The sequence below is a fragment of the Euzebyella marina genome, from assembly GCF_014855515.1.
In the GTDB taxonomy this organism is placed as follows: Bacteria; Bacteroidota; Bacteroidia; order Flavobacteriales; family Flavobacteriaceae; genus Euzebyella; species Euzebyella marina.
Window position 1 is genome coordinate 217368 of sequence record NZ_JACYFK010000002.1, and the last position, 20577, is coordinate 237944.

Below are 20577 nucleotides of genomic sequence, written 5' to 3' on the forward strand. Positions count from 1 at the left end.
GATACTTCTAATGTTGGGTACAATTTATAGGGCACAAAAATATATTTTTCTGCTTTCCTGCGAAAATTCCGTAAATCAAAAATATGTGTACTCTATATGTGATAATATTATAACTCTAAATAATCGAGGCTCATTTCAGTGAGCGCTTTAACCCCCAGTATCAATCCGCTATCATCAATCATAAAATCAGGCGTGTGGTGAGGGAAAGATTCGGTTGTACCCGGAGCCATTCCTCCTAAAAAGAAGAAAAATCCTGGAATCTCATTTTGATAATAGCTGAAATCTTCACCTCCGGTAACCGCTTTTTGCAATTCTACCTTATCTTTTCCTGCTACCTTTTGAAGGCTGGGAAGCATTTTATCGACCAAATCGGGGTCGTTAAAAGTAATGTCGGTATTGTCTTTGATCGTAAAAGTAGCGTCACCCCCATAAGCACGGGCGATAGCAGGCACCATTTCTTGCATTCGTCGGGTGATCTGCTCTTTCATGTCATAATCCAAAGTACGTACTGTACCGATCATTTCCGCTGATTCGGGAATAATATTAAAACGGACACCACTGGTTATTTTGCCAACGGTAATAACGGCGGCTTCATTGGTAAGTTCGGCTTCACGGCTGATAATGGTTTGTAGTCCGTCAATTATTTTAGCACTGATCAAAATGGGGTCGATACCCGACCAAGGTTGCGAACCGTGGCTCTGTTTCCCTTTAACATTGATGGTGAAATGTTGTACTGCCGCCATAGTACCACCTGGCTTATATCTAATCGTGCCTACCGGAGTTTCCGAATTGATATGAAGGCCAAAAATAGCCTCAACATCAGGGTTTTTCAGAACACCTTCTTTAATCATCAAAGAAGCTCCGCCTTCTTCCCCAGGTGGTGGGCCTTCCTCTGCCGGTTGAAAGATGAACTTTATGGTGCCTTTAATCTTATCGGTATGTTTTGAAAGAATTTCGGCGACCCCCATTAAAATGGCAATGTGTGTATCGTGGCCACAGGCATGCATAACAGGAACGGTCTCGCCCCTAAATTCAGCGGTAACATTTGATTTGAAGGGCAAGTCATTACGTTCAGGTACCGGTAAGGCATCAATGTCGGCACGAAGTGCTATCACCTTTCCTTTTTTCTTGCCTTTTAAGATACCAACTACCCCGGTATGGGCAACTCCGGTTTCTATCTCTATGCCTAAGGATTTTAAGTGTTCGGCAATTTTTTCGGCCGTTTTAAACTCACGGTTTGAAAGTTCAGGGTTTTGATGAATTTCTCTGCGCCATTCAACGACCTTAGGTTCTATGGCAGTATAATCTTTATCGAAACGAAGACTTTGAGCAAAAAGACCCGAAAAAGTCAACATTAATGAACTGAAGAGTATTTTTTTCATAATAGCTTAGCTTGTTTAAATATACACATAGCGCCCAAAACCACCTAAGTCTTGGTTGTTTCTTGTTTGTTGAAAAGAATATCCTCAGAATTGGTGGGCAAATTTTAGCATAAGCCCAATAATGGCTAAATTCACAGCGCTAAAAAAGAAGGTTTAGGTTTGAAGAATTTTATCGATGAATTGAATGATGCCCAGAGGGCTCCGGTATTGCATAAAGATGGTCCGTTAATGGTAATTGCCGGTGCGGGTTCAGGTAAAACCAGGGTTTTGACCTACCGTATCGCCCATCTAATGGCACAAGGGGTCGATTCGTTCAATATTCTTGCCCTCACCTTTACCAATAAGGCGGCCAGGGAGATGAAGGCACGTATTGCCCAAATTGTGGGTAGTTCGGAAGCCAAAAACCTATGGATGGGTACTTTTCACTCCGTATTTGCCAAGTTGTTACGTTTTGATGGAGACAAGTTGGGTTTTCCGAGCAATTTCACCATTTACGACACCCAAGACTCACAGCGATTGATAGCTTCTATTATCAAAGAGATGGGTCTCGATAAGGATGTTTACAAATACAAACAGGTTCAGAATAGAATATCATCCTACAAAAACAGTCTCATTACGGTTAAAGCGTATTTTCAGAATCCGGAATTAATGGAAGCCGATGCCATGGCCAAAAGACCAAGATTGGGAGAAATTTATCAGAATTACGTTGATCGCTGTTTTAAAGCGGGTGCCATGGATTTTGATGATCTTCTTTTGAGAACCAACGAGTTGTTGAACCGGTTTCCTGAAGTGTTGATGAAGTACCAAGAGCGGTTCAAGTATATTCTTGTAGATGAGTATCAAGATACGAACCATTCGCAATACTTGATTGTGAAAGCCCTGGCAGACCGTTTTCAGAATATTTGTGTGGTGGGCGATGATGCACAAAGTATCTATTCGTTTCGAGGGGCCAATATCAGTAACATTCTCAATTTTCAAAGAGATTATGACAATGTTGCAATGTACCGTCTTGAGCAGAACTACCGTTCTACGAGAAATATCGTAAACGCCGCCAACTCGATTATTGCCAAAAATAAGAACCAATTAGAAAAATCGGTATGGACCGATAATGATGACGGTGCATTGATAAAAATTCACCGCAGCCCTACAGATGCAGAGGAGGGGCGCTATGTTGCCGGTAATATTTGGGATACCCGAATGAACCAGCATACACCGAATGGTCATTTTGCGGTACTCTATCGAACCAACTCGCAATCAAGGGCCATTGAAGATGCCCTTAGAAAACGCGATATACCTTATAGAATTTATGGCGGACTTTCGTTCTACCAGCGCAAAGAAATTAAAGATGTACTAAGTTACCTAAGGTTAGTGGTCAACCCTAAGGACGAAGAGGCCTTAAAACGGGTCATTAACTTTCCTGCTCGAGGCATCGGCCAGACGACCGTAGATAAATTAACGGTCGCCGCCAATCATTACAATCGCTCCATTTTTGAGGTGATGGAGCATTTGGGCAAACTCAATTTGAGCATAAATGCCGGCACCAAGCGTAAACTGGAAGATTTCGTAAACATGATCAAGAGTTTTCAGATCATGAACGAAGGTTCCGATGCATTTACCTTGGCAGAGCATGTGGCCAAAAAAACAGGTTTGTTGCTCGAGTTTAAAAAGGATGGCACGCCAGAGGGAATAGCTCGAATGGAAAACATAGAAGAACTCTTGAACGGGGTCAAAGATTTTGTCGAAGGGCAAAAAGAGGTGGTCGATGCCAAAGGCGACCTAAACGAATTCTTGGAAGACGTAGCGTTAGCAACAGATTTGGATAAGGATACCGGCGACGATGACCGTGTGGCCCTAATGACCATTCACTTGGCCAAGGGCTTGGAATTTCCCTATGTGTACATTGTAGGTATGGAAGAAGACCTTTTCCCCTCGGCTATGAGTATGAACACCCGAAGTGAGCTTGAAGAAGAGCGAAGACTGTTCTATGTGGCCTTAACAAGGGCTGAAAAGCAGGCGTACTTAACCTACACCCAAAATCGCTATCGTTGGGGTAAGCTCATAGATGCCGAACCTAGCAGGTTTTTAGAGGAAATAGACGAGAAATATATTGAGAACCTAACGCCTATTGATACGGGTTATCGCTACAAACCACTGGTAGATAGCGATATTTTCGGTGAAGTAGATAAAAGTAGATTAAGGCAGAACAAACCAACGAACAGTACACCACCAAGCCATAAGCGCCCTAATGAATCTCAGTTGAGAAAATTGAGAAAATTAAAGCCAGAACTGTCAAATCCCGTAGGTAACACCAGTGCTTTAGATGAAAATTTAGATGTCGGATCCCTGGTCAACCATACACGTTTTGGGCGTGGCAAGGTCTTAAAAATAGAAGGTGTGGGCAATGATAGAAAGGCCGAAATTAAGTTTGATCAAGGTGATGTAAAGAAACTTTTGCTTCGCTTTGCCAAATTAGAGGTAGTGGGTTAAGACATGCAACCTTCCGTAGACATATCGTTTTTAGCTCAGGTATACAATCATCCTTTGTTGAGCCGTAACGATATTGTAAAACTTAGTGGAATACACACTAGGGAATTCATTAAAAAAGGGACATTTGTTCTCGAAAAAGGGAGTGTACCGCAAGAATACTACATTCTTGAGAGCGGTTTGTTACGTTCTTTTGTTCACGATTATAATGGAAAAGATATTACGGTTAACTTCTTTACCGAAGGCGAACTGATTATTGAAGTAGCTTCGCTTTTTCAACGCATACCTAGTTCTGAAAATATCGAGGCCTTGACCAACTGTACTGTGTACAAAGTGGATTTTGAAGAGTTTCAACAGCTTTTTCATGAAATGGAAGGCTTTAGAGAATGGGGCCGCGCGTGGATGTCTAAAAGCCTTTTTGATTTCAAACAGCGTTCTACCTCCATGATTGTCGATTCTGCAAAAGAGCGGTACGAACACCTGATGAAACACCGGCCGTCGGTAAGCCAAAAGGCGCCATTAAAACATATTGCCTCTTACCTCGGCATTACCGATAGTTCTTTAAGCCGCATTCGCAAGGCGAAATAATTTCATTTCTTGCCATAGGTCAAGTTGAAGGCCTACTATACTTTCTATCTTGTCTACATAATTCAAAACCAACAAAAAATGGAAGTTAAGAATCCCGTGGGTTGGTTCGAAATCTATGTTGATGATATCGAACGCGCCCAAAAATTTTATGAAAACCTTTTACAGGTAAAACTTGATAACTTGGCGGACCCGAACGAGCAATCAGGAGAAATATTGGTCATGCGCTCTTTTCCGGCCGACATGAGCCAACATGGCTGTTCAGGGGCCTTAGTGCATATGCCAGGTTTCAAGGCAGGGGCCAATAGTACAGTTATCTATTTTCATAGCGATGATTGTGCCATAGAAGAAGGGCGTATCGAATCTGCAGGGGGCAAAATTTTTAAGAACAAAATGAGTATTGGGGAATATGGTTTTATTTGTCTTGGTACTGATACCGAAGGTAATATGTTTGGTGTTCATTCTTTGAAATAAGAATTATGAACATTGTTCGTTACCAAATCTTTGGAATGAACTAATAGTAAAATGGTTAGGGGTTAGTTTAATCTAAAAATGTTTTACTTTGGTGGTCATATTCCAAGTAGTAGACCAATGGCCGAATTTATTCGAATTTATGAGGAAAATCCTAATCCCAAGGAGGTAAATAAAGTAGTACAGGCCCTTAGAAAGGGAGGTCTCGTTATTTATCCGACCGATACGGTTTATGGTCTAGGATGCGATATTACGAATTCTAGGGCTTTGGAAAAAATTGCGCGAATCAAGGGTATCAAATTGGCCAAGGCCAATTGGTCGTTTATCTGTGCCGATTTGAGTAACCTTTCCGATTATGTTCGCCAAATAGATACCGGAACGTTCAAAATATTAAAAAGGGCCCTTCCAGGCCCTTATACCTTTATATTGCCTGGAAACAATAACCTACCTAAAGACTTTAAAAAGAAAAAAACGGTTGGTATTCGGGTTCCCGATAATAATATTGCCAAAGCGCTGGTGGAAGGCTTGGGGAACCCAATAGTTTCAACTTCTATTCGGGATGACGATGCGGTTTTGGAGTACACTACCGATCCCGAACTTATTTTTGAAAAATGGCAAAATCTCGTAGATGTGGTTATCGATGGGGGATACGGAGATAATATCGCCTCTACGGTAATCGATTTATCTGAAAGCGAACCTTTTGTGGTAAGAGAAGGAAAGGGAAGCCTCGATATTTTTTGAGAACTTCCCTTTATTGAACACACTCACTTATAGTTCTTAGTTATTATAATTGATGGTTCCCACGACACCGCCACTTAACATTTTTTTGTCTGTACTCGCTTTTATCAATTTAGCAGCCTCCTCTAGTTTTGGTGAAAAACCATCTCCATCTTCAATAAGTCTTCCTGTATCATTAGAAATATAAACATGTTGTGGGTCACCTTTGTCGTCAAGCATTAGAGCAGCTAATCGAACATCGGCAAAGCCACCTTCTACCACGGTTCCTGAAATGGTGAATGTAGTTTCAACAGGGTATGAGCCTATCTGAGAGGTTGTCTTTAAGTAGATGGTGAAATTATTGCCTTCTCCGGAGATGAAAGAACCATCGCCTTCATCTACCTGGGATCCACCTTGCCCGTAATAATCCAGAGTCAGGCTTTCATTGTTCTGATTGCTGATTTCAGCCCTGTAATCAGGAAATCTCATTCCCGGGGCATCTCCTGGAACGGAACTTTCTACCAAGATGGCTGGGCTGATCAGGTAGGCACCTTCTAAACTTGGCGGGTTATCCCCCAGATTCAGTGAAATACCTAAATCTTCTAGGGCTTGAACATGTTCGGCTGAATAAAAATTCTCAACCGCTGAAATGGAGCCGTCAAAATTTTCTTCTGTTGTAAATTGAAAGATTTCACTCTCTGTCGAGAGTTCTGAATCATTTGCAATTACCTTCCAGTAGTATACTTTGTTGCCTTCCAAAGGGTTGGAAAGTTCAAAAGAAGTATCGCTAAGGTCTGATGCAATAATGGTTTTCGGGTCTTCATTTTGGTCTAGATAAACGGCGTAGGTGACGCTATCTCCATCAGGATCGGTTGACTGCTCCCAAGATAGTAATGGCAAGGTAACAACATCAATGCTATTATTTTCAGGAGTTAGAAGGCTGAAGTTTTCAGGAGATTCATTTGGTAAGCGCTCTATAGTCTTAAAAGTGAATATTGCACTCTTTTTGATATTGCCTTCAGTATCTTTTGCCTCAACATACCAATAATAGGTCGTGTTTAAAGCTAGTTCGTCGGTCAATATTAATGACTCTCTCGTTAGATTACTACCTATTTGAGTTGAAGGTTCAGAATCAGTGTCCAAATAGAAGTTATAGCTCACATTGTCCCCATCGGGGTCTACTGCTTTTTGCCAAGTAAATTCAGGAAGTAAATCGACTTCTACTGAATTATTGGCAACTTCAGTCAAGGTAAAATTGTTCGGCGCTGAATTGGTAGGTTCCGGGTTGTTTTCACTTTTAGAACAGCTTGTGAAAACTGAAAATGCCAATACATAGCATAAAATTGCTTTGTTCAATCGAATCATATCAATAGTGGTTGGTTAAAAGGTCGTTTAAGTCGGCTTTTGAAGCCGGTCTAAATGTATCTGATTACCAAGGCCATGACAATTGAAATTTATTGAGTGTAGACAAATCTTGTTTGACCGTATCTTAATTATGTATAGTTGGTAGAACTAAATGCCCATGAAATGTAGTCGGTTATACAAGATGCCTTCTTTCGATGTAGGAATTTATCGGGGAAAATAATCAAACAAAAAAAGCCGCGACCTTAAGGTCGCGGCTTTCGCTATTTTTTAAAAATACAATCTTAGTTATTGATTGCTGGGTCTTTCATACCCTCTTCGATCATGCTATAGAACTGATCGATTTTTGGAAGAACAACGATACGGGTTCTTCTGTTTTTAGATTTCTCTGAAGAAGATACAGGAATGTACTCTGATCTACCGGCAGCAGTCATACGCTTAGGATCTACGTTGTAATCGTTCTGAAGAATACGAACAACGGCAGTAGCACGTTTTACACTCAAATCCCAGTTATCTAAAAGAACACCGCTTCTGTAAGGTACATCATCGGTATGACCTTCAACCATAAATTCGAAATCAGGTTTGTTGTTCACTACTTGAGCAACTTTACCCAAAACTTCTCTAGCTTTTCTGGTTACGTTATAGCTTCCGCTGCTGAACAATAATTTGTCAGAGATAGAAACGAAAACTACACCTTTCTCTACGCTGATCTCTATGTCTTCATCATCCAAGTTGCCCAAAACACCTTTCAAGCTCTGTACCAACGATAGGTTAACAGAATCTCTTCTGGTGATAGCGTCTTGAAGTTTGCGAATGGTCAAATCTTTTTCTTTCAAGCTTTCCAAAGATTTTTCCAAATTCTCGGCACCTTTAGTAGTCAAAGTAGTAAGGTTGCCCATATTATTGATCAATTCTTGATTGTTAGCTTTCAAGAAAGCATTTTGATCAGATAAGGTTTTATTTCTAGAGTCTGCTGTAGCTTTTTCTTCTAAACAATCGTTAAGCTTAACAGTGGCAGAGTTCAACAAGTCTTGTGTTTCTTTGTGTTTAGCCTCTAGATCGGCATATTTTTTAGAAGATACGCATGAGCCTAAAAGCAGGGTTGCACCTAAACAACCTAAAATCATTCTTTTCATAATGTGTGATGTGGGTTACTAAGTATTAATTTTTGTTATTTGTTTTGTTATCGACAATAAGCGACAAAATTATATAATCGCCAAATTTACTTTTTCCAAAATTAGTTAATCTTTTACTAAAACGTTAAAATTCTTTATATGATGTACGAAATGGGCCCATACAATGGATTTTGTTTGGTAGTATTTTAGTAGAAATTTCACCTTTTCTCTTTTTTTGTACATTTTTCTAAAATGCCAGTAGAAGCTAAAATGAGCTTTTAAAATGGCCAAAAAGTGTCTGAACTTTAATTGAAAAATAAAACGAATCGCGGCGACTGCATCAAGAAGCAAGCGAATGAATATGATGGTAAAGGCCTTTCTTCTCGGTAAGTTTTTTGTAATTGAAAAAAGGGAATTTCTAAAATTCAAAAATGTTTTCTTGGGGTTCATATTACTAAGGGTAGAACCTCCGAGGTGATATACCTTCGAAGCTCCCGTATAAAAAACTTTATACCCCTTGTTTTTGGCCCGCCAACAAAGGTCGACCTCTTCTTGATGGGCAAAATAGCTTTCATCAAAACCATTCAACTCCCAAAAAACCTCTTTTCTAATGAACATACAAGCCCCGGTAGCCCAAAATATTTCTATGGTATCGTCGTACTGACCCGTATCTTGCTCTAAAGATTGAAAAATTCTACCTCTACAGAACGGATAACCCAATTGATCAATATAGCCGCCAGCGGCCCCGGCATACTCGAAGTAGTCTTTTTTAAGCATATCGAGAATCTTTGGCTGTACGATGGCTACCTCTTTGTTCTCTTGAAAAAGTTTTTCGATAGGGATCAGCCAATCGGGAGAGACCTCTACATCAGAATTTAATAGGCAGTATACATCTGCTTCAATAGTGCGAAGACCTAGATTGTAGCCTGTGGTAAATCCGCCATTTTCAGAATTGACTATTACCTTTACCTCTGGGTGGTTGTTTTTGATGTAGGCCACCGATCCGTCGGTCGATGCATTGTCAACCACATAAATGTCGGCACCCGGGGAATACTCTATGACCGTTCCCAGGTATCTTTCGAGAAGTAGTTCTCCGTTCCAGTTAAGTATGACTACGGCAATCTGCAAAACGTTGGCAAATTAACGGCTAAATTCAGGAATATCCCTTAGAAACATATACTTTTCTGAATCATAATCCATTTTACAATAAAAATGATTTAAACCATTGGTGACCATGAGATAATCAGCCTCAAGTTGCAGATTGTAACGTGCAATCTGGTCAAAAGTCTTTTGGTCAATAGTAATTTGTGGCGCTTTGCATTCAATCAAAAGATTGATTTTTCCGGTGGAATGAAAAACTACGATATCATAACGCTTACTCAAATTATTCACGGTCAACTGTTTTTCAACATTGACGAGACTTTTCGGGTATTTCTTTTCATTTATAAGGTAATTGACCGCATGTTGCCGTACCCATTCCTCAGGTTGAAGAACTACGAATTTTTTACGAATGACGTCAAAAATAAGGATGTTATTTTCGCTATTTTTGAACCGAAAGTTATAATCGGGAAAATTTAAAGGAAGCATTTCGAAACCAAAAATTTAAGTGGTTTTCCCAAAAGTAGAATAAATATTAAACCTATTAAGGAATAGGGTTCATCATTCTACTTTTTTGATTGTGTTATATATGGATGAAGCTAGACAAATAGTAAAGGATATAAAACAAGGAACCATTAAACCGGTCTATTTCTTGTTTGGCGAAGAACCTTATTATATCGATGCTATTTCTTCTTACATAGACAAAAATGTACTTTCAGAAGAAGAAAAAGGCTTCAACCAAATGGTTTTATACGGCAAAGATGTCAGTATAGACGATATTGTGGGCAATGCCAAGCGCTACCCTATGATGGCTGAAAGGCAAGTGGTGATTGTAAAAGAGGCACAGCACTTATCGCGTACCATTGAGCAGTTGACCGACTATGTCAACCAACCGCAACCCACTACGGTTTTGGTCATTTGCTACAAGTACAAAAAGCTCGATAAACGAAAAAAACTCTACAAAGCAGTAAAAAGCAATGGTGTTCTTTTTGAAAGTAAAAAGTTATATGAGAACCAGGTTTCAGATTGGATTATAAAAAATCTTAAATCGAAAGGGTATGGTATTTCACATAAGGCCGCTGTGCTGCTTACCGAATATCTCGGAACTGATTTAAGCCGAATTAATAACGAACTCGAAAAGTTACAGTTCGTTTTGCCGGCCCAATCTGAAATTACCCCCCAACATATCGAAACCCATATCGGTATCAGTAAGGATTATAATAATTTCGAGCTTAAAAAAGCCATTGGTGAGCGTAATGTTCTAAAAGCCACTCGAATAATCAATTACTTCGCTCAAAATCCAAAAGATAACCCTTTGGTCTTGACCGTCTCTCTTTTAAACACCTTTTTCACCCAATTGCTGCAATACCATGGGCTAACCGACCATTCTGCTAAGAACGTGGCCAGCGCTTTGCATATTAGTCCCTTTTTCGTGGGCGAGTTTCAGACGGCTTCCAGAAATTATCCCATGAAAAAAGTGAGCAATATTGTGGCTCATTTGAGAGAAATAGATCTTAAAGGAAAAGGTGTGGGCGCCAATACCGTTTCGCAGGCCGACCTTCTTAAAGAGTTACTCGTTAAAATAATCTGATAAATTACCTATCTTCTATCTACGCTGAACTTACCTGGTCCCGTTAGGGCCAAAGCAACAAAAATGGTAAGGTAAAGCAAGGCCATTTCTTTTTTCTGAAATGGATCTGCACCGTGGGCTATAAAAGCGGCAACTGCCATAGTGATAGCCGTAGGAATAGCCGCCCATTTGGTCTTATACCCGAAGATGATCAAGATAGGACAAACGAATTCCCCAATCATAGCCAAAAAAAGTGAAGGTGTTGAACCAATACCGATAGGGTTACCAAACTCGGCACCGTTGATCAGCATCTGCAATTTGCCATAACCGTGGGTAAGCATCATGGCCGATGCTCCAATTCGTAAAATGGCTAGGCCAATATCTTTAAGTAGGGAATTGTTCATGTTCTTTTGTTGTTTAGAGAGGCTTAAAAGTAATTTATTTTTTCTTCAAATAGCGGCCTAGACCGTTGATTGCTACTAAAATAGCACAATCGGTATATTTAATCCAAATGGTGGACAGCAATTTATTTGAACAATTTTTTAAGCAAGCTTAGATGTGAAAATCTAGTTGTCTGTAAAACAGAGATATAAATCGCTAATTGGCGAAAAAATTAAATTGAAATAATATTCCAAAAAAAATTACCTCAATTTTGGGTAGCTATCCGGGTCGGTTTCGTGAATCATGGCATACACCTTTTCGAAAACATCTTCGACATTAGGTTTTGAGAAATAGTCACCATCGCTACCGTAGGCAGGCCTATGTGCTTGGGCACTTAGCGTCTGTGGCTGGCTATCAAGATATTGATAACCACCTTGTTTTTCGACAATTTCATTTAAGATATATGCAGAACAGCCTCCGGGAACATCTTCATCGATTACCAATAGGCGATTGGTTTTTTCCACGCTTTTAACCGTATCATGATGAATATCAAAAGGTAAGAGCGTTTGTGCATCGATTACTTCGGCATCAATACCAACTTCTTTAAGCTCTTGGGCAGCCTGTTCAACTATGCGAAGGGTTGAGCCATAGGAAACCAAAGTGATATCGGTTCCGCTTTTAACTGTTTCTACCACGCCTATTGGAGTACAGAACTCCCCTAAATTCTCCGGTTTTCTTTCTTTTAATCGATAACCGTTTAGGCTTTCAATAATAATAGCGGGTTCATCACTTTTCATGAGCGTATTGTAGAACCCGGCAGCCTGGGTCATATTTCTCGGCGAGAGAATATACATGCCTCGAAGGGAATGAATTAAAGCTCCCATAGGGGAACCTGAATGCCAGATACCTTCGAGTCGATGCCCTCTTGTTCTTACAATTAATGGTACTTTTTGCTTCCCGAAGGTTCGATATCTTAAACAGGCTACATCATCGGTCAAAGTGGCCAAAGCATAAAATATGTAGTCTAGATATTGAATTTCGGCAATGGGCCTCAATCCTCTCAAGGCCATTCCTGTACCTTGGCCAATAATCGTGGTTTCTCGAATGCCGGTGTCTGCGATGCGTAACTTTCCGAATTTACTTTGAAGACCTTCCAATCCTTGATTAACATCACCAATAGCTCCAGTATCTTCACCGAAAACTAAAGCGTTCGGGTAGTTCTCGAAGAGTTTTTCAAAATTGTCCCTCAATATAATGCGTCCATCAACCTCTTCCGTTTTTTCGGCATATAAAGGTTTTACTATTGGAATATTGGTCGCTCTCATGGTGCCTTCATTATAAAGGTCGGCACTATATTTTGGTTGAGAATCTTTTAGAAAATTATTGGTCCATTGTACCAAAGCTTCCCTTTCATTATTGTTCTCGCCAATGAGATAGCGTAGGGCTTTACGAGCTGCTACTGCCATATCTTTTTTTAAAGGTTCTTCATTGGCAATCAAATCATTCTTAATCTTGGTAATAAAGTTCTTGTTCTGACTTTTATTTGCCGCAGTATCTAACAGCTGAATCAACTTTTTTCTCTGAGGTTGATGGGTAGCCAAATATTCGGACCAAGCCTCTTTTTTGGCCAAACGAACTTGTCTTGAAATATTTTTTTCAAGGGTGCTCAATTCTTCTTCTGAGGTGATACCTGTTTCAAGAATCCACTCCCTGAACCTTTTGTTGCAATCGTTTTCTTTTTCCCAGTTAAGCCGCTCTTCACTTTTATATCTTTCGTGTGAGCCGGAAGAGGAATGGCCTTGGGGTTGTGTGAGTTCTGTAACATGAATGACCACAGGAACATGTTCTTCCCTAGCAATATCAGAGGCATTTTCGTATGCGTGCATCAGTGCCGTGTAATCCCACCCTTTTACTTTTAACATTTCAAAACCTGCCTTTTCATCCGTTCTTTTAAAACCTGCAAGCATTTCAGAAATGTCTTCTTTGGTGGCATGGTATTCGGCAGGCACAGAAATACCGTAATCGTCATCCCAAATACTGATGACCATGGGCACTTGTAAAACTCCGGCAGCATTAATTGTTTCTAAAAACATACCTTCGCTCGTACTTGCGTTACCGATAGTACCCCAAGCTACTTCATCACCATTTTTAGAGAATTTAGAAGCGTCAATGTTCTTAAGGTTACGGTACATTTTTGAAGCTTGAGCCAAACCTAATAATCTCGGCATTTGACCTGCAGTACAAGAAATATCTGCACTACTGTTTTTTTGTTTGGTCAAGTCTTTCCAACTACCGTCCTCGTTCAAGCTATAGGTAACGTAATGGCCGCCCATTTGCCTACCAGCGCTCATAGGTTCTTTTTCTATATCGGTAGTAGCATAGAGGGCGTGAAATAAGTCTTTAGGGGTCAATAGCCCTAACGCCATCATAAAAGTCTGGTCGCGGTAGTAGCCGCTGCGCCAGTCACCATCTTTGAAGGCACGGGCCATAGCCAATTGCGGAAGCTCTTTTCCGTCACCGAATATCCCGAATTTGGCCTTACCTGTAAGTACTTCCTTTCTACCCATTAAACTGCATGTTCTACTGAGAACGGCAATTTTGTAATCACTTAAAATCTGGGTCTTGAAATCATCGAAGGAAATATCGTTACTGGTCTTAGGTGAAATATCCATTGAAGCTATATCGGTTTTCACAAAAATAGCAAATCAATTACATTTTTACAATCACAAAAAATCTTAAAAAATCTAATTTATTTTTAAAAATAAATTGTCACGATCAATGAAAAATCAATAAAAATGAAAAATAGTCGATTTTAATGAGGATTTTTCAAACTTTTTAAAACCACTTTCGTGTAAATAGGCCCGTAAGAGTTTTAGGGCTAACAGTGATAATGAATCTAATTCGCTCACCGTAATTGGGTTGGCCAACTTCCCAACCGTTGTTGGAATAAAGCGGAAAGTACAATTCGAAATAGTCGGTCAACAGATTAAGTCTTATTCCGGAATCATAAACAAATTTACCGGGAATACCCTTATTTTTCACATAGCCCAAATCTCCATAAACCTCTATCCAACGCCATAGATTAACGCTTGTATTTATGGTGGTCATCCAATCATTTGCAAATCGGTATTGCTGTGGCAAGAACGATTTAAAACCACCCTCGGCTATTATAATCTGCTGGCTGTAAATACCGGAATCTTCGGAGCGGCCCAAATAACCATAATCGAATAAATAATCGGTCGGTCGGTCTAGAGCAAAGCTAAAATAATTGGGGTCTGTATAATCGGTAGTCTTGTTTCTTAAGAACTTGCCTGCAAAGAATCGCAAGTTAAACTGCCGGTTATTTTCAAAAAGTTGGCGGTACTCCAACTCAAAAGCTAGTTTGCTAAAATCTTTGGCATGTTGGGCATCGGCAAACCAAGACAGGTAATTGATGATTCCCGGATTTCTATTGGTATATCTGGCATTGAAGACCCCGTAATCGGGGGGGGTTTCAAAATCGGTGAGACTTTCATCCTTATCCCTTAAAACGTTAACGAACCGAAAAGTCAAGAATTCCCTTTTGTTAGAAATAAGGTTTTCCGGTCGCCAACCCAATGAGAAAGAAGGCGTTATTTTCGAATACCGTGAATTTTCCTGAAAGTGGTAGGTTGAAGCGCCTAAACCATAATTTGCTACATAAAGTCCACTTTTGCTAAGGTATTTTCGGTAACTGAAACTTCCGGAGCCCACAAATGATTTTTCCCTAAAGGAGTAGGAGGGAGAGAAGTCGTAAACAAAAGGCCTTTCCAATAAGGTTTTATTATAAAGGCGCATACCGGGCGTCCATCCGTCATAAATATTGAAATTCAAAACCGGCACATAAAAAACCTGATTGTAATATGGGTTTTCAGAGTCTCTAAAGAAAGTGAACTTTAATTTCTTATTGCTTGAAAAAAAACCTCCCAAAGATTTCCAGTTGTCCCTTTGATTGAACTCCGGTATTTTCTGATCGTAGTTTAGTACAAGTCTTTTTTCGTCTTTTCGGGGTATGGCTACCGTTTTTTCGGTTTCTATATCTGAAAACCAATATTTTGAGACCACCGAATCGTTTTTGAGCCCGAAAAGGGAAATAGGTACATTGGTACCCTTTTTGTTTTTTAAAGTGACGTAAAGAGAATCTTCGGTTTTTTCGACCTTTTTTATTTTGAAGTCAATTTTACGGTCGGTCGAAACATAATCTTGAAAGAACCAATCAATATTGCTATTGGTCATTCGTTTTAAAATCGACTCAAAATCAAGCGTTTTTACGCGACTTAATTTATAATGTTTGTAGAACGTTTTTATTCCCTTATCAACTTTGTCTTTACCCACATAACTGGCCAAATACGACAACCCAAGGCCGGCTTTATACTTATTCGCTATTTTTTGATTGAATTTTATCAGACTATCATTACTCGTCAAAAGCGGTTGGTCTAAATTCTTTCGTGCCGTGAGCATATACAGAAACGGATATTGCTCATTAAAATCCATTTTGGCAAGATTAAAGCTTCTGAGTCCCCATATCTTTGAGAGTTTACCCAGTAATTTTTGATCGGGATAAAACTCTTCTACATATGCTATCATGAGGTAGTTCGCAATTGCATCGCTAAGCCATTGGTCTTTTCTGGGGTCTAAGAAAAGTGTTTCCTCAAGAATGTTGATAAGGGCCGTTTTCAAGAACTTCATTTCATACTGAAACTGTTCTTCATAGGGCCTTATAAAAGAAGGTAATTGGTTAATACCGTATAACGGGTTCTTGTTGTAATCAATCTCGCTGACCAATAAATGCGAATGCGGATAAACCCCTAGATTTTCTTCGATAAACTTGGTGATTCTATTTACTGAAATTCCCTTAGCGATATCATTGTACCGAGCTGATTCTATGTCGGTTATAACGGTCATTTCAGGCGTGACATGGGTGGTGAATCTCTTCGTTGAAGTTAGAATGATTTCACAATTCTTTTGCTGAATCGACCGTAGTTGGGCAATTTGCCCGTTAGGAAAACTGCTGCTACCCAATACATCAAAGTTGGAGACCAGATTTAATGATGTAGGAAAGTTAAAATTGACATTGGTTTTGGTGACACCCGTGTAAAGATCTTCTAAATTTTTATTACTGTATAGATGCCACTCCCCATCAAAATAAGCGGGAGTGAGGTACCAATCTTTCAAATAGTAATTATTGTTCTTGTCGTAACCGTAGGGCGTGAATTTATTCGCCGGAAGCTTGACGGTGTACGTGAGAAAAAATTTGGCGGACTCGCCAGGCATTAAGGGCGAGTTCAACTCAATTCTAATGATGTCTTGCTCGGTGGTTCTCTTCCATCGAAGACCCCGATAATTATCATCTACCGCACTTAGAATTTTGGTATAACCCCGTTCGCTGTCTTTGGCCAGGTGAAGACTTCGCTTGAATTCTTCATCAAACCGTTTGGCAAGCCCTGTATTTTTGTTAGAATAGGCATGCGCCCAATCATTGAAATAAAGAACATTCAAAATGATGTCTGAATTGTTCTCGTAAGCGAATTCTTGTTGAACACTTATTTCTTTGGTGTCGCCATCAAGAGTTACTGTAAGGGTATTGGTGTGTTGGGCAAAAGAGAACACCGTTGCCAACATGGCAAGGGCAGAAGCCAAAATAGTTGATATGGAATGCCTAACAATCAAGTTAATCTTAAAAGTTGGGGCTTAGGGTGCGACCTTTATAAAAGGCATCGATGATTTCAACAACTTCCTCTGCACTATCGACTAGTTTTATCAAATCGAGGTCATGGGGACTTATATTTTTGACATCTAGCATGGTATTCTTTACCCAATCCATTAATCCGGTCCAGAATTCGGTTCCTACCAAAATAATCGGAAACTTCTCAATTTTGTTGGTCTGAATCAGGGTAATCGCCTCAAAAAGTTCATCGAGGGTACCGAAACCACCGGGCATTACGACAAAACCTTGAGAGTATTTAACGAACATTACCTTACGGACAAAGAAATAGTCGAAATCGAGACTTTTATCAGAGTCAATATACGGGTTGTCATGCTGTTCAAAAGGTAGGTCTATATTTAAACCGACCGAAGTACCACCCGCCAAATTAGCTCCTTTGTTTCCCGCCTCCATAATTCCCGGGCCGCCCCCAGTAATAACTCCGTAGCCGGCTTCAGCGATTTTTTGCGCTATATCTACCGCCAGTTCATAATAAGGGGCGCCTTCTTTTGTACGGGCAGAACCAAATATGGAAACACAGGGGCCAATAGTTCCCATTTTTTCGAACCCATTAACAAACTCGCCCATAATCTTGAATATGGCCCATGAATCGTTCGTTTTAATTTCATTCCAACCCTTATGGTGCTGTTCTTTACGCATATACTATTTATTTTACGCTTCGGCGGAGCCGAAAATAAGCTTTATTTTAGAAAATCTAGAAAAGGAATCCTTTAATGGACTGATTTCGTCAATGAAGTTCTTTTTTTAAGAATTGGGCCGTATAGCTCTTTTTGTCATTGGCCACTTCCTCTGGCGTTCCCTTTGCAACTACCATGCCACCGCCACGGCCACCTTCGTAACCAATGTCAATGATGTAGTCGACCATTTTGATTACATCCATATTGTGTTCTATCACCAAAATGGTATTTCCTTTGTCTACCAAACGGTTTAAAACTTCCATAAGTACACGAATGTCTTCAAAATGTAATCCGGTAGTGGGTTCGTCCAAGATATAAAACGTATTGCCCGTATCTCTTTTAGATAGTTCAGTGGCCAATTTTATCCGTTGAGCTTCGCCACCTGATAGGGTCGTAGATTGTTGCCCTAACGAAATATAACCAAGACCAACATCTTTAATGGTCTTAAGTTTTCTATATATTTTAGGAATATTCTCAAAGAAATCAACTGCCTCATTAATGGTCATTTCCAATACGTCGGCAATTGACTTGCCCTTGTATCTAATTTCAAGGGTTTCTCTATTAAAACGTTTGCCATTACAAGTCTCGCAATCAACGTATACATCTGGCAGAAAGTTCATTTCAATGACACGCAATCCGCCGCCTTGACAAGTTTCACACCGACCACCCTTCACATTAAAACTGAACCGCCCGGGTTTGTAACCTCTAATAGCGGCTTCAGGAGTTTTGGTAAATAGAGAACGAATTTCACTGAAAACTCCGGTATAGGTGGCCGGGTTTGACCGAGGCGTTCTACCAATGGGCGATTGATTGATATCGATTACTTTATCGATATGTTCAAGACCTTTAATTTTTTTGTATGGCATGGGCTTTTTAACGCCATTAAAATAATAGGCGTTCATAATAGGGTAGAGGGTCTCGTTGATCAGTGTCGACTTGCCGCTACCGGAAACACCTGTAACACCAATCATTTTTCCTAAAGGAAATTCTACCGTAACGTTCTTAAGGTTGTTGCCTGTACAACCGGATAGAACAATCTTTTTGCCATTGCCTTCCCGTCTTTTTTCGGGTACGGCAATTTCTCTAACACCTGTGATATATCCGGCAGTTAAAGTGTTGTGCTTTTTTAATTCGGACGGCTTACCCTCAGATATAATTTCCCCACCGTGTTTACCGGCCTTTGGTCCGATATCAATAACGTGGTCTGCGCGTTCTATCATATCTCTGTCATGCTCGACCACGATTACCGAATTGCCAATATCCCGAAGTGATTCCAAAGATTGAATAAGTCGCGTATTGTCACGTTGATGCAGGCCGATACTAGGTTCATCTAAAATATAAAGCACACCTACTAACTGCGAACCAATTTGTGTTGCTAAGCGAATACGTTGTGCCTCCCCGCCGGATAACGATTTTGAGCTACGGTTTAGGGATAGGTAATCTAGCCCGACATCTAGTAAAAACCGTACTCTGGCCCTAATTTCCTTAATTATTTCTTCAGCTATCTTTTTTTGATTGCCAGTTAGCTCGTTTTCCAACCCTTCGAAGAAAACGGAAAGATCAGAAATATCTAAATGGGCAAGCTCGGCAATATTTTTTTCGCCAATCTTAAAATTCAAAGATTCTTTGCGTAAGCGCGACCCTTCACATTCGGGGCACACTATTTTATCCATAAAGTCTTTCGCCCACCTTTTTAAGGAAGTGGTGGCCGCCTCTTCGTATTGAGTTTTAATGAAGTTAGAAATACCTTCGTAATCGATTTTATAGGTGCGCTTGACCCCTAAGGTTTTTGAGTCGACATCAAAACTTTCATTTCCTCCATGAAGAAGCACCTTGATAGCTTCTTGAGGTATTTTTTCGATAGGGTCGGTCAACTCGAAACCATACCGTTGCGCGATGGTTTCTACTTGTTTGAAGGCCCATGATTTTTTATAATCTCCCAAGGGAGCAATGCCCCCTGATTTAATGCTCAGCTTTTTATTCGGAAAGATTTTATTCTCGTTTACCTCATATACATGGCCAAGACCATTGCAATGGGGGCACATACCTTTCGGGGAATTAAAGGAAAAAGTATTGGGTTCGGGAACAGGGTAAGATATGCCGGTAGTAGGACACATGAGGTCACGGCTAAAATAACGAGCCTCTGCTTGACCTTCTTCTAAAACCATGAGCACATTATCACCGCTGTACATGGCCGTATTTATAGTTTCGGTCAGACGTTTGTCTAGCTCCTCTGAATCAGCAATTTTAAGCCTATCGATTACTATTTCAATATCATGGGTTTTGTACCGGTCGACCTTCATACCTTTCACGATATCTTTAATCTCTCCATCGACTCTCACCTTTACAAACCCCTGCTTGCCTATTTGTTCGAAAAGTTCGCGGTAATGACCTTTTCTAGATTTGATTACCGGGGCCAGAACATTTATTTTCTTGCCATTGTAATCTTCTTTAATAAGTTCCTTTATTTGTTCATCGCTATAACTGACCATTTTTTCACCTGTATTATAGCTATAGGCATCTGCGGCCCTCGCAAAAAGCAGGCGTAAAAAATCGTAAATCTCGGTAATGGTACCAACGGTAGATCGAGGCGATTTCGAAGTAGTTTTCTGTTCAATCGCAATTACGGGAGAGAGCCCATCGATTTTATCGACATCGGGTCGTTCTAATCCGCCTAGAAACTGGCGGGCGTAGGCAGAAAAAGTTTCGATATACCTTCTTTGACCTTCGGCATAAATTGTGTCGAATGCCAGAGACGATTTGCCACTACCGGAAAGACCGGTAATCACCACTAGTTTTTCACGTGGTATAGTAACGTCAATATTTTTTAAATTATGAACCCTGGCCCCTTGAACCTCAATGTTTTCTTCGTAATTGATCATTTTCGATAGCAAAGCTGCAAAGGTACGGTTTTAAGGGCGAATCGAGAAGTTGGTACTGTTTATTTGTGGTGCTCAAAGCATTCAAAAAGTATCTATATAAACCTGAATAT

15 protein-coding genes are annotated in these 20577 nt (G+C 40.1%); 5 read left to right on the top strand and 10 right to left on the bottom strand.

Annotation, left to right across the window (positions count from 1 at the left end; genetic code table 11):
- Positions 1-107 precede the first annotated feature (107 nt).
- Positions 108-1382, bottom strand: coding sequence for an amidohydrolase (locus IL356_RS09690; RefSeq protein ID WP_121849192.1), 1275 nt, complete (start codon positions 1380-1382; stop codon positions 108-110).
- Between the two features lie 159 nt (positions 1383-1541).
- Between IL356_RS09690 and IL356_RS09695 the strand changes: the two genes are divergently transcribed.
- From IL356_RS09695 to IL356_RS09710, 4 genes are all read left to right on the top strand, one after another.
- Positions 1542-3869, top strand: a complete 2328-nt coding sequence (locus IL356_RS09695; protein ID WP_121849191.1) for an ATP-dependent helicase — start codon at positions 1542-1544, stop codon at positions 3867-3869.
- Between the two features lie 3 nt (positions 3870-3872).
- On the top strand, positions 3873-4454 hold the full coding sequence (locus tag IL356_RS09700; protein WP_121849190.1) for a Crp/Fnr family transcriptional regulator: 582 nt from the start codon (positions 3873-3875) through the stop codon (positions 4452-4454).
- Between the two features lie 78 nt (positions 4455-4532).
- Positions 4533-4925, top strand: a complete 393-nt coding sequence (locus IL356_RS09705) for a VOC family protein (RefSeq protein ID WP_121850725.1) — start codon at positions 4533-4535, stop codon at positions 4923-4925.
- 117 nt (positions 4926-5042) lie between these two features.
- A complete protein-coding gene (locus IL356_RS09710) occupies positions 5043-5663 on the top strand; it encodes an L-threonylcarbamoyladenylate synthase (RefSeq protein WP_121849189.1) in 621 nt (206 codons plus the stop codon).
- A gap of 36 nt (positions 5664-5699) precedes the next feature.
- Here IL356_RS09710 and IL356_RS09715 read toward each other — a convergent pair whose 3' ends face one another.
- From IL356_RS09715 to IL356_RS09730, 4 genes are all read right to left on the bottom strand, one after another.
- Entirely contained in the window at positions 5700-7004 is a 1305-nt protein-coding gene (locus tag IL356_RS09715; RefSeq protein WP_121849188.1) for a fibronectin type III domain-containing protein, read from the bottom strand.
- A gap of 281 nt (positions 7005-7285) precedes the next feature.
- A complete protein-coding gene (locus IL356_RS09720; protein WP_121849187.1) occupies positions 7286-8137 on the bottom strand; it encodes an OmpA family protein in 852 nt (283 codons plus the stop codon).
- Positions 8138-8242: 105 nt separating this feature from the next.
- Positions 8243-9244 (bottom strand): glycosyltransferase family 2 protein, encoded by a 1002-nt coding sequence (locus IL356_RS09725; protein WP_121849186.1) that lies wholly within the window; start codon positions 9242-9244, stop codon positions 8243-8245.
- A 12-nt stretch (positions 9245-9256) separates the two neighbouring features.
- Positions 9257-9703: a type I restriction enzyme HsdR N-terminal domain-containing protein gene (locus IL356_RS09730; RefSeq protein WP_121849185.1), complete on the bottom strand. Its 447-nt coding sequence runs from the start codon at positions 9701-9703 to the stop codon at positions 9257-9259.
- Positions 9704-9803: 100 nt separating this feature from the next.
- On the opposite strand from IL356_RS09730, the gene holA reads away from it, so the two are divergent.
- Positions 9804-10805 (top strand): DNA polymerase III subunit delta, encoded by a 1002-nt coding sequence (gene holA, locus IL356_RS09735; protein WP_121849184.1) that lies wholly within the window; start codon positions 9804-9806, stop codon positions 10803-10805.
- 8 nt (positions 10806-10813) lie between these two features.
- Here the strand turns inward: holA and IL356_RS09740 are convergent, their stop codons facing one another.
- From IL356_RS09740 to uvrA, 5 genes are all read right to left on the bottom strand, one after another.
- A complete protein-coding gene (locus tag IL356_RS09740) occupies positions 10814-11188 on the bottom strand; it encodes a DoxX family protein (RefSeq protein ID WP_121849183.1) in 375 nt (124 codons plus the stop codon).
- 237 nt (positions 11189-11425) lie between these two features.
- Positions 11426-13837, bottom strand: coding sequence for an alpha-ketoacid dehydrogenase subunit alpha/beta (locus tag IL356_RS09745; RefSeq protein ID WP_121849182.1), 2412 nt, complete (start codon positions 13835-13837; stop codon positions 11426-11428).
- 163 nt (positions 13838-14000) lie between these two features.
- Positions 14001-16823, bottom strand: coding sequence for a metalloprotease (locus tag IL356_RS09750; RefSeq protein WP_317125473.1), 2823 nt, complete (start codon positions 16821-16823; stop codon positions 14001-14003).
- A gap of 37 nt (positions 16824-16860) precedes the next feature.
- Positions 16861-17547: an LOG family protein gene (locus IL356_RS09755; protein ID WP_121849180.1), complete on the bottom strand. Its 687-nt coding sequence runs from the start codon at positions 17545-17547 to the stop codon at positions 16861-16863.
- A gap of 88 nt (positions 17548-17635) precedes the next feature.
- Entirely contained in the window at positions 17636-20467 is a 2832-nt protein-coding gene (uvrA, locus tag IL356_RS09760) for an excinuclease ABC subunit UvrA (protein WP_121849179.1), read from the bottom strand.
- Positions 20468-20577 lie beyond the last annotated feature (110 nt).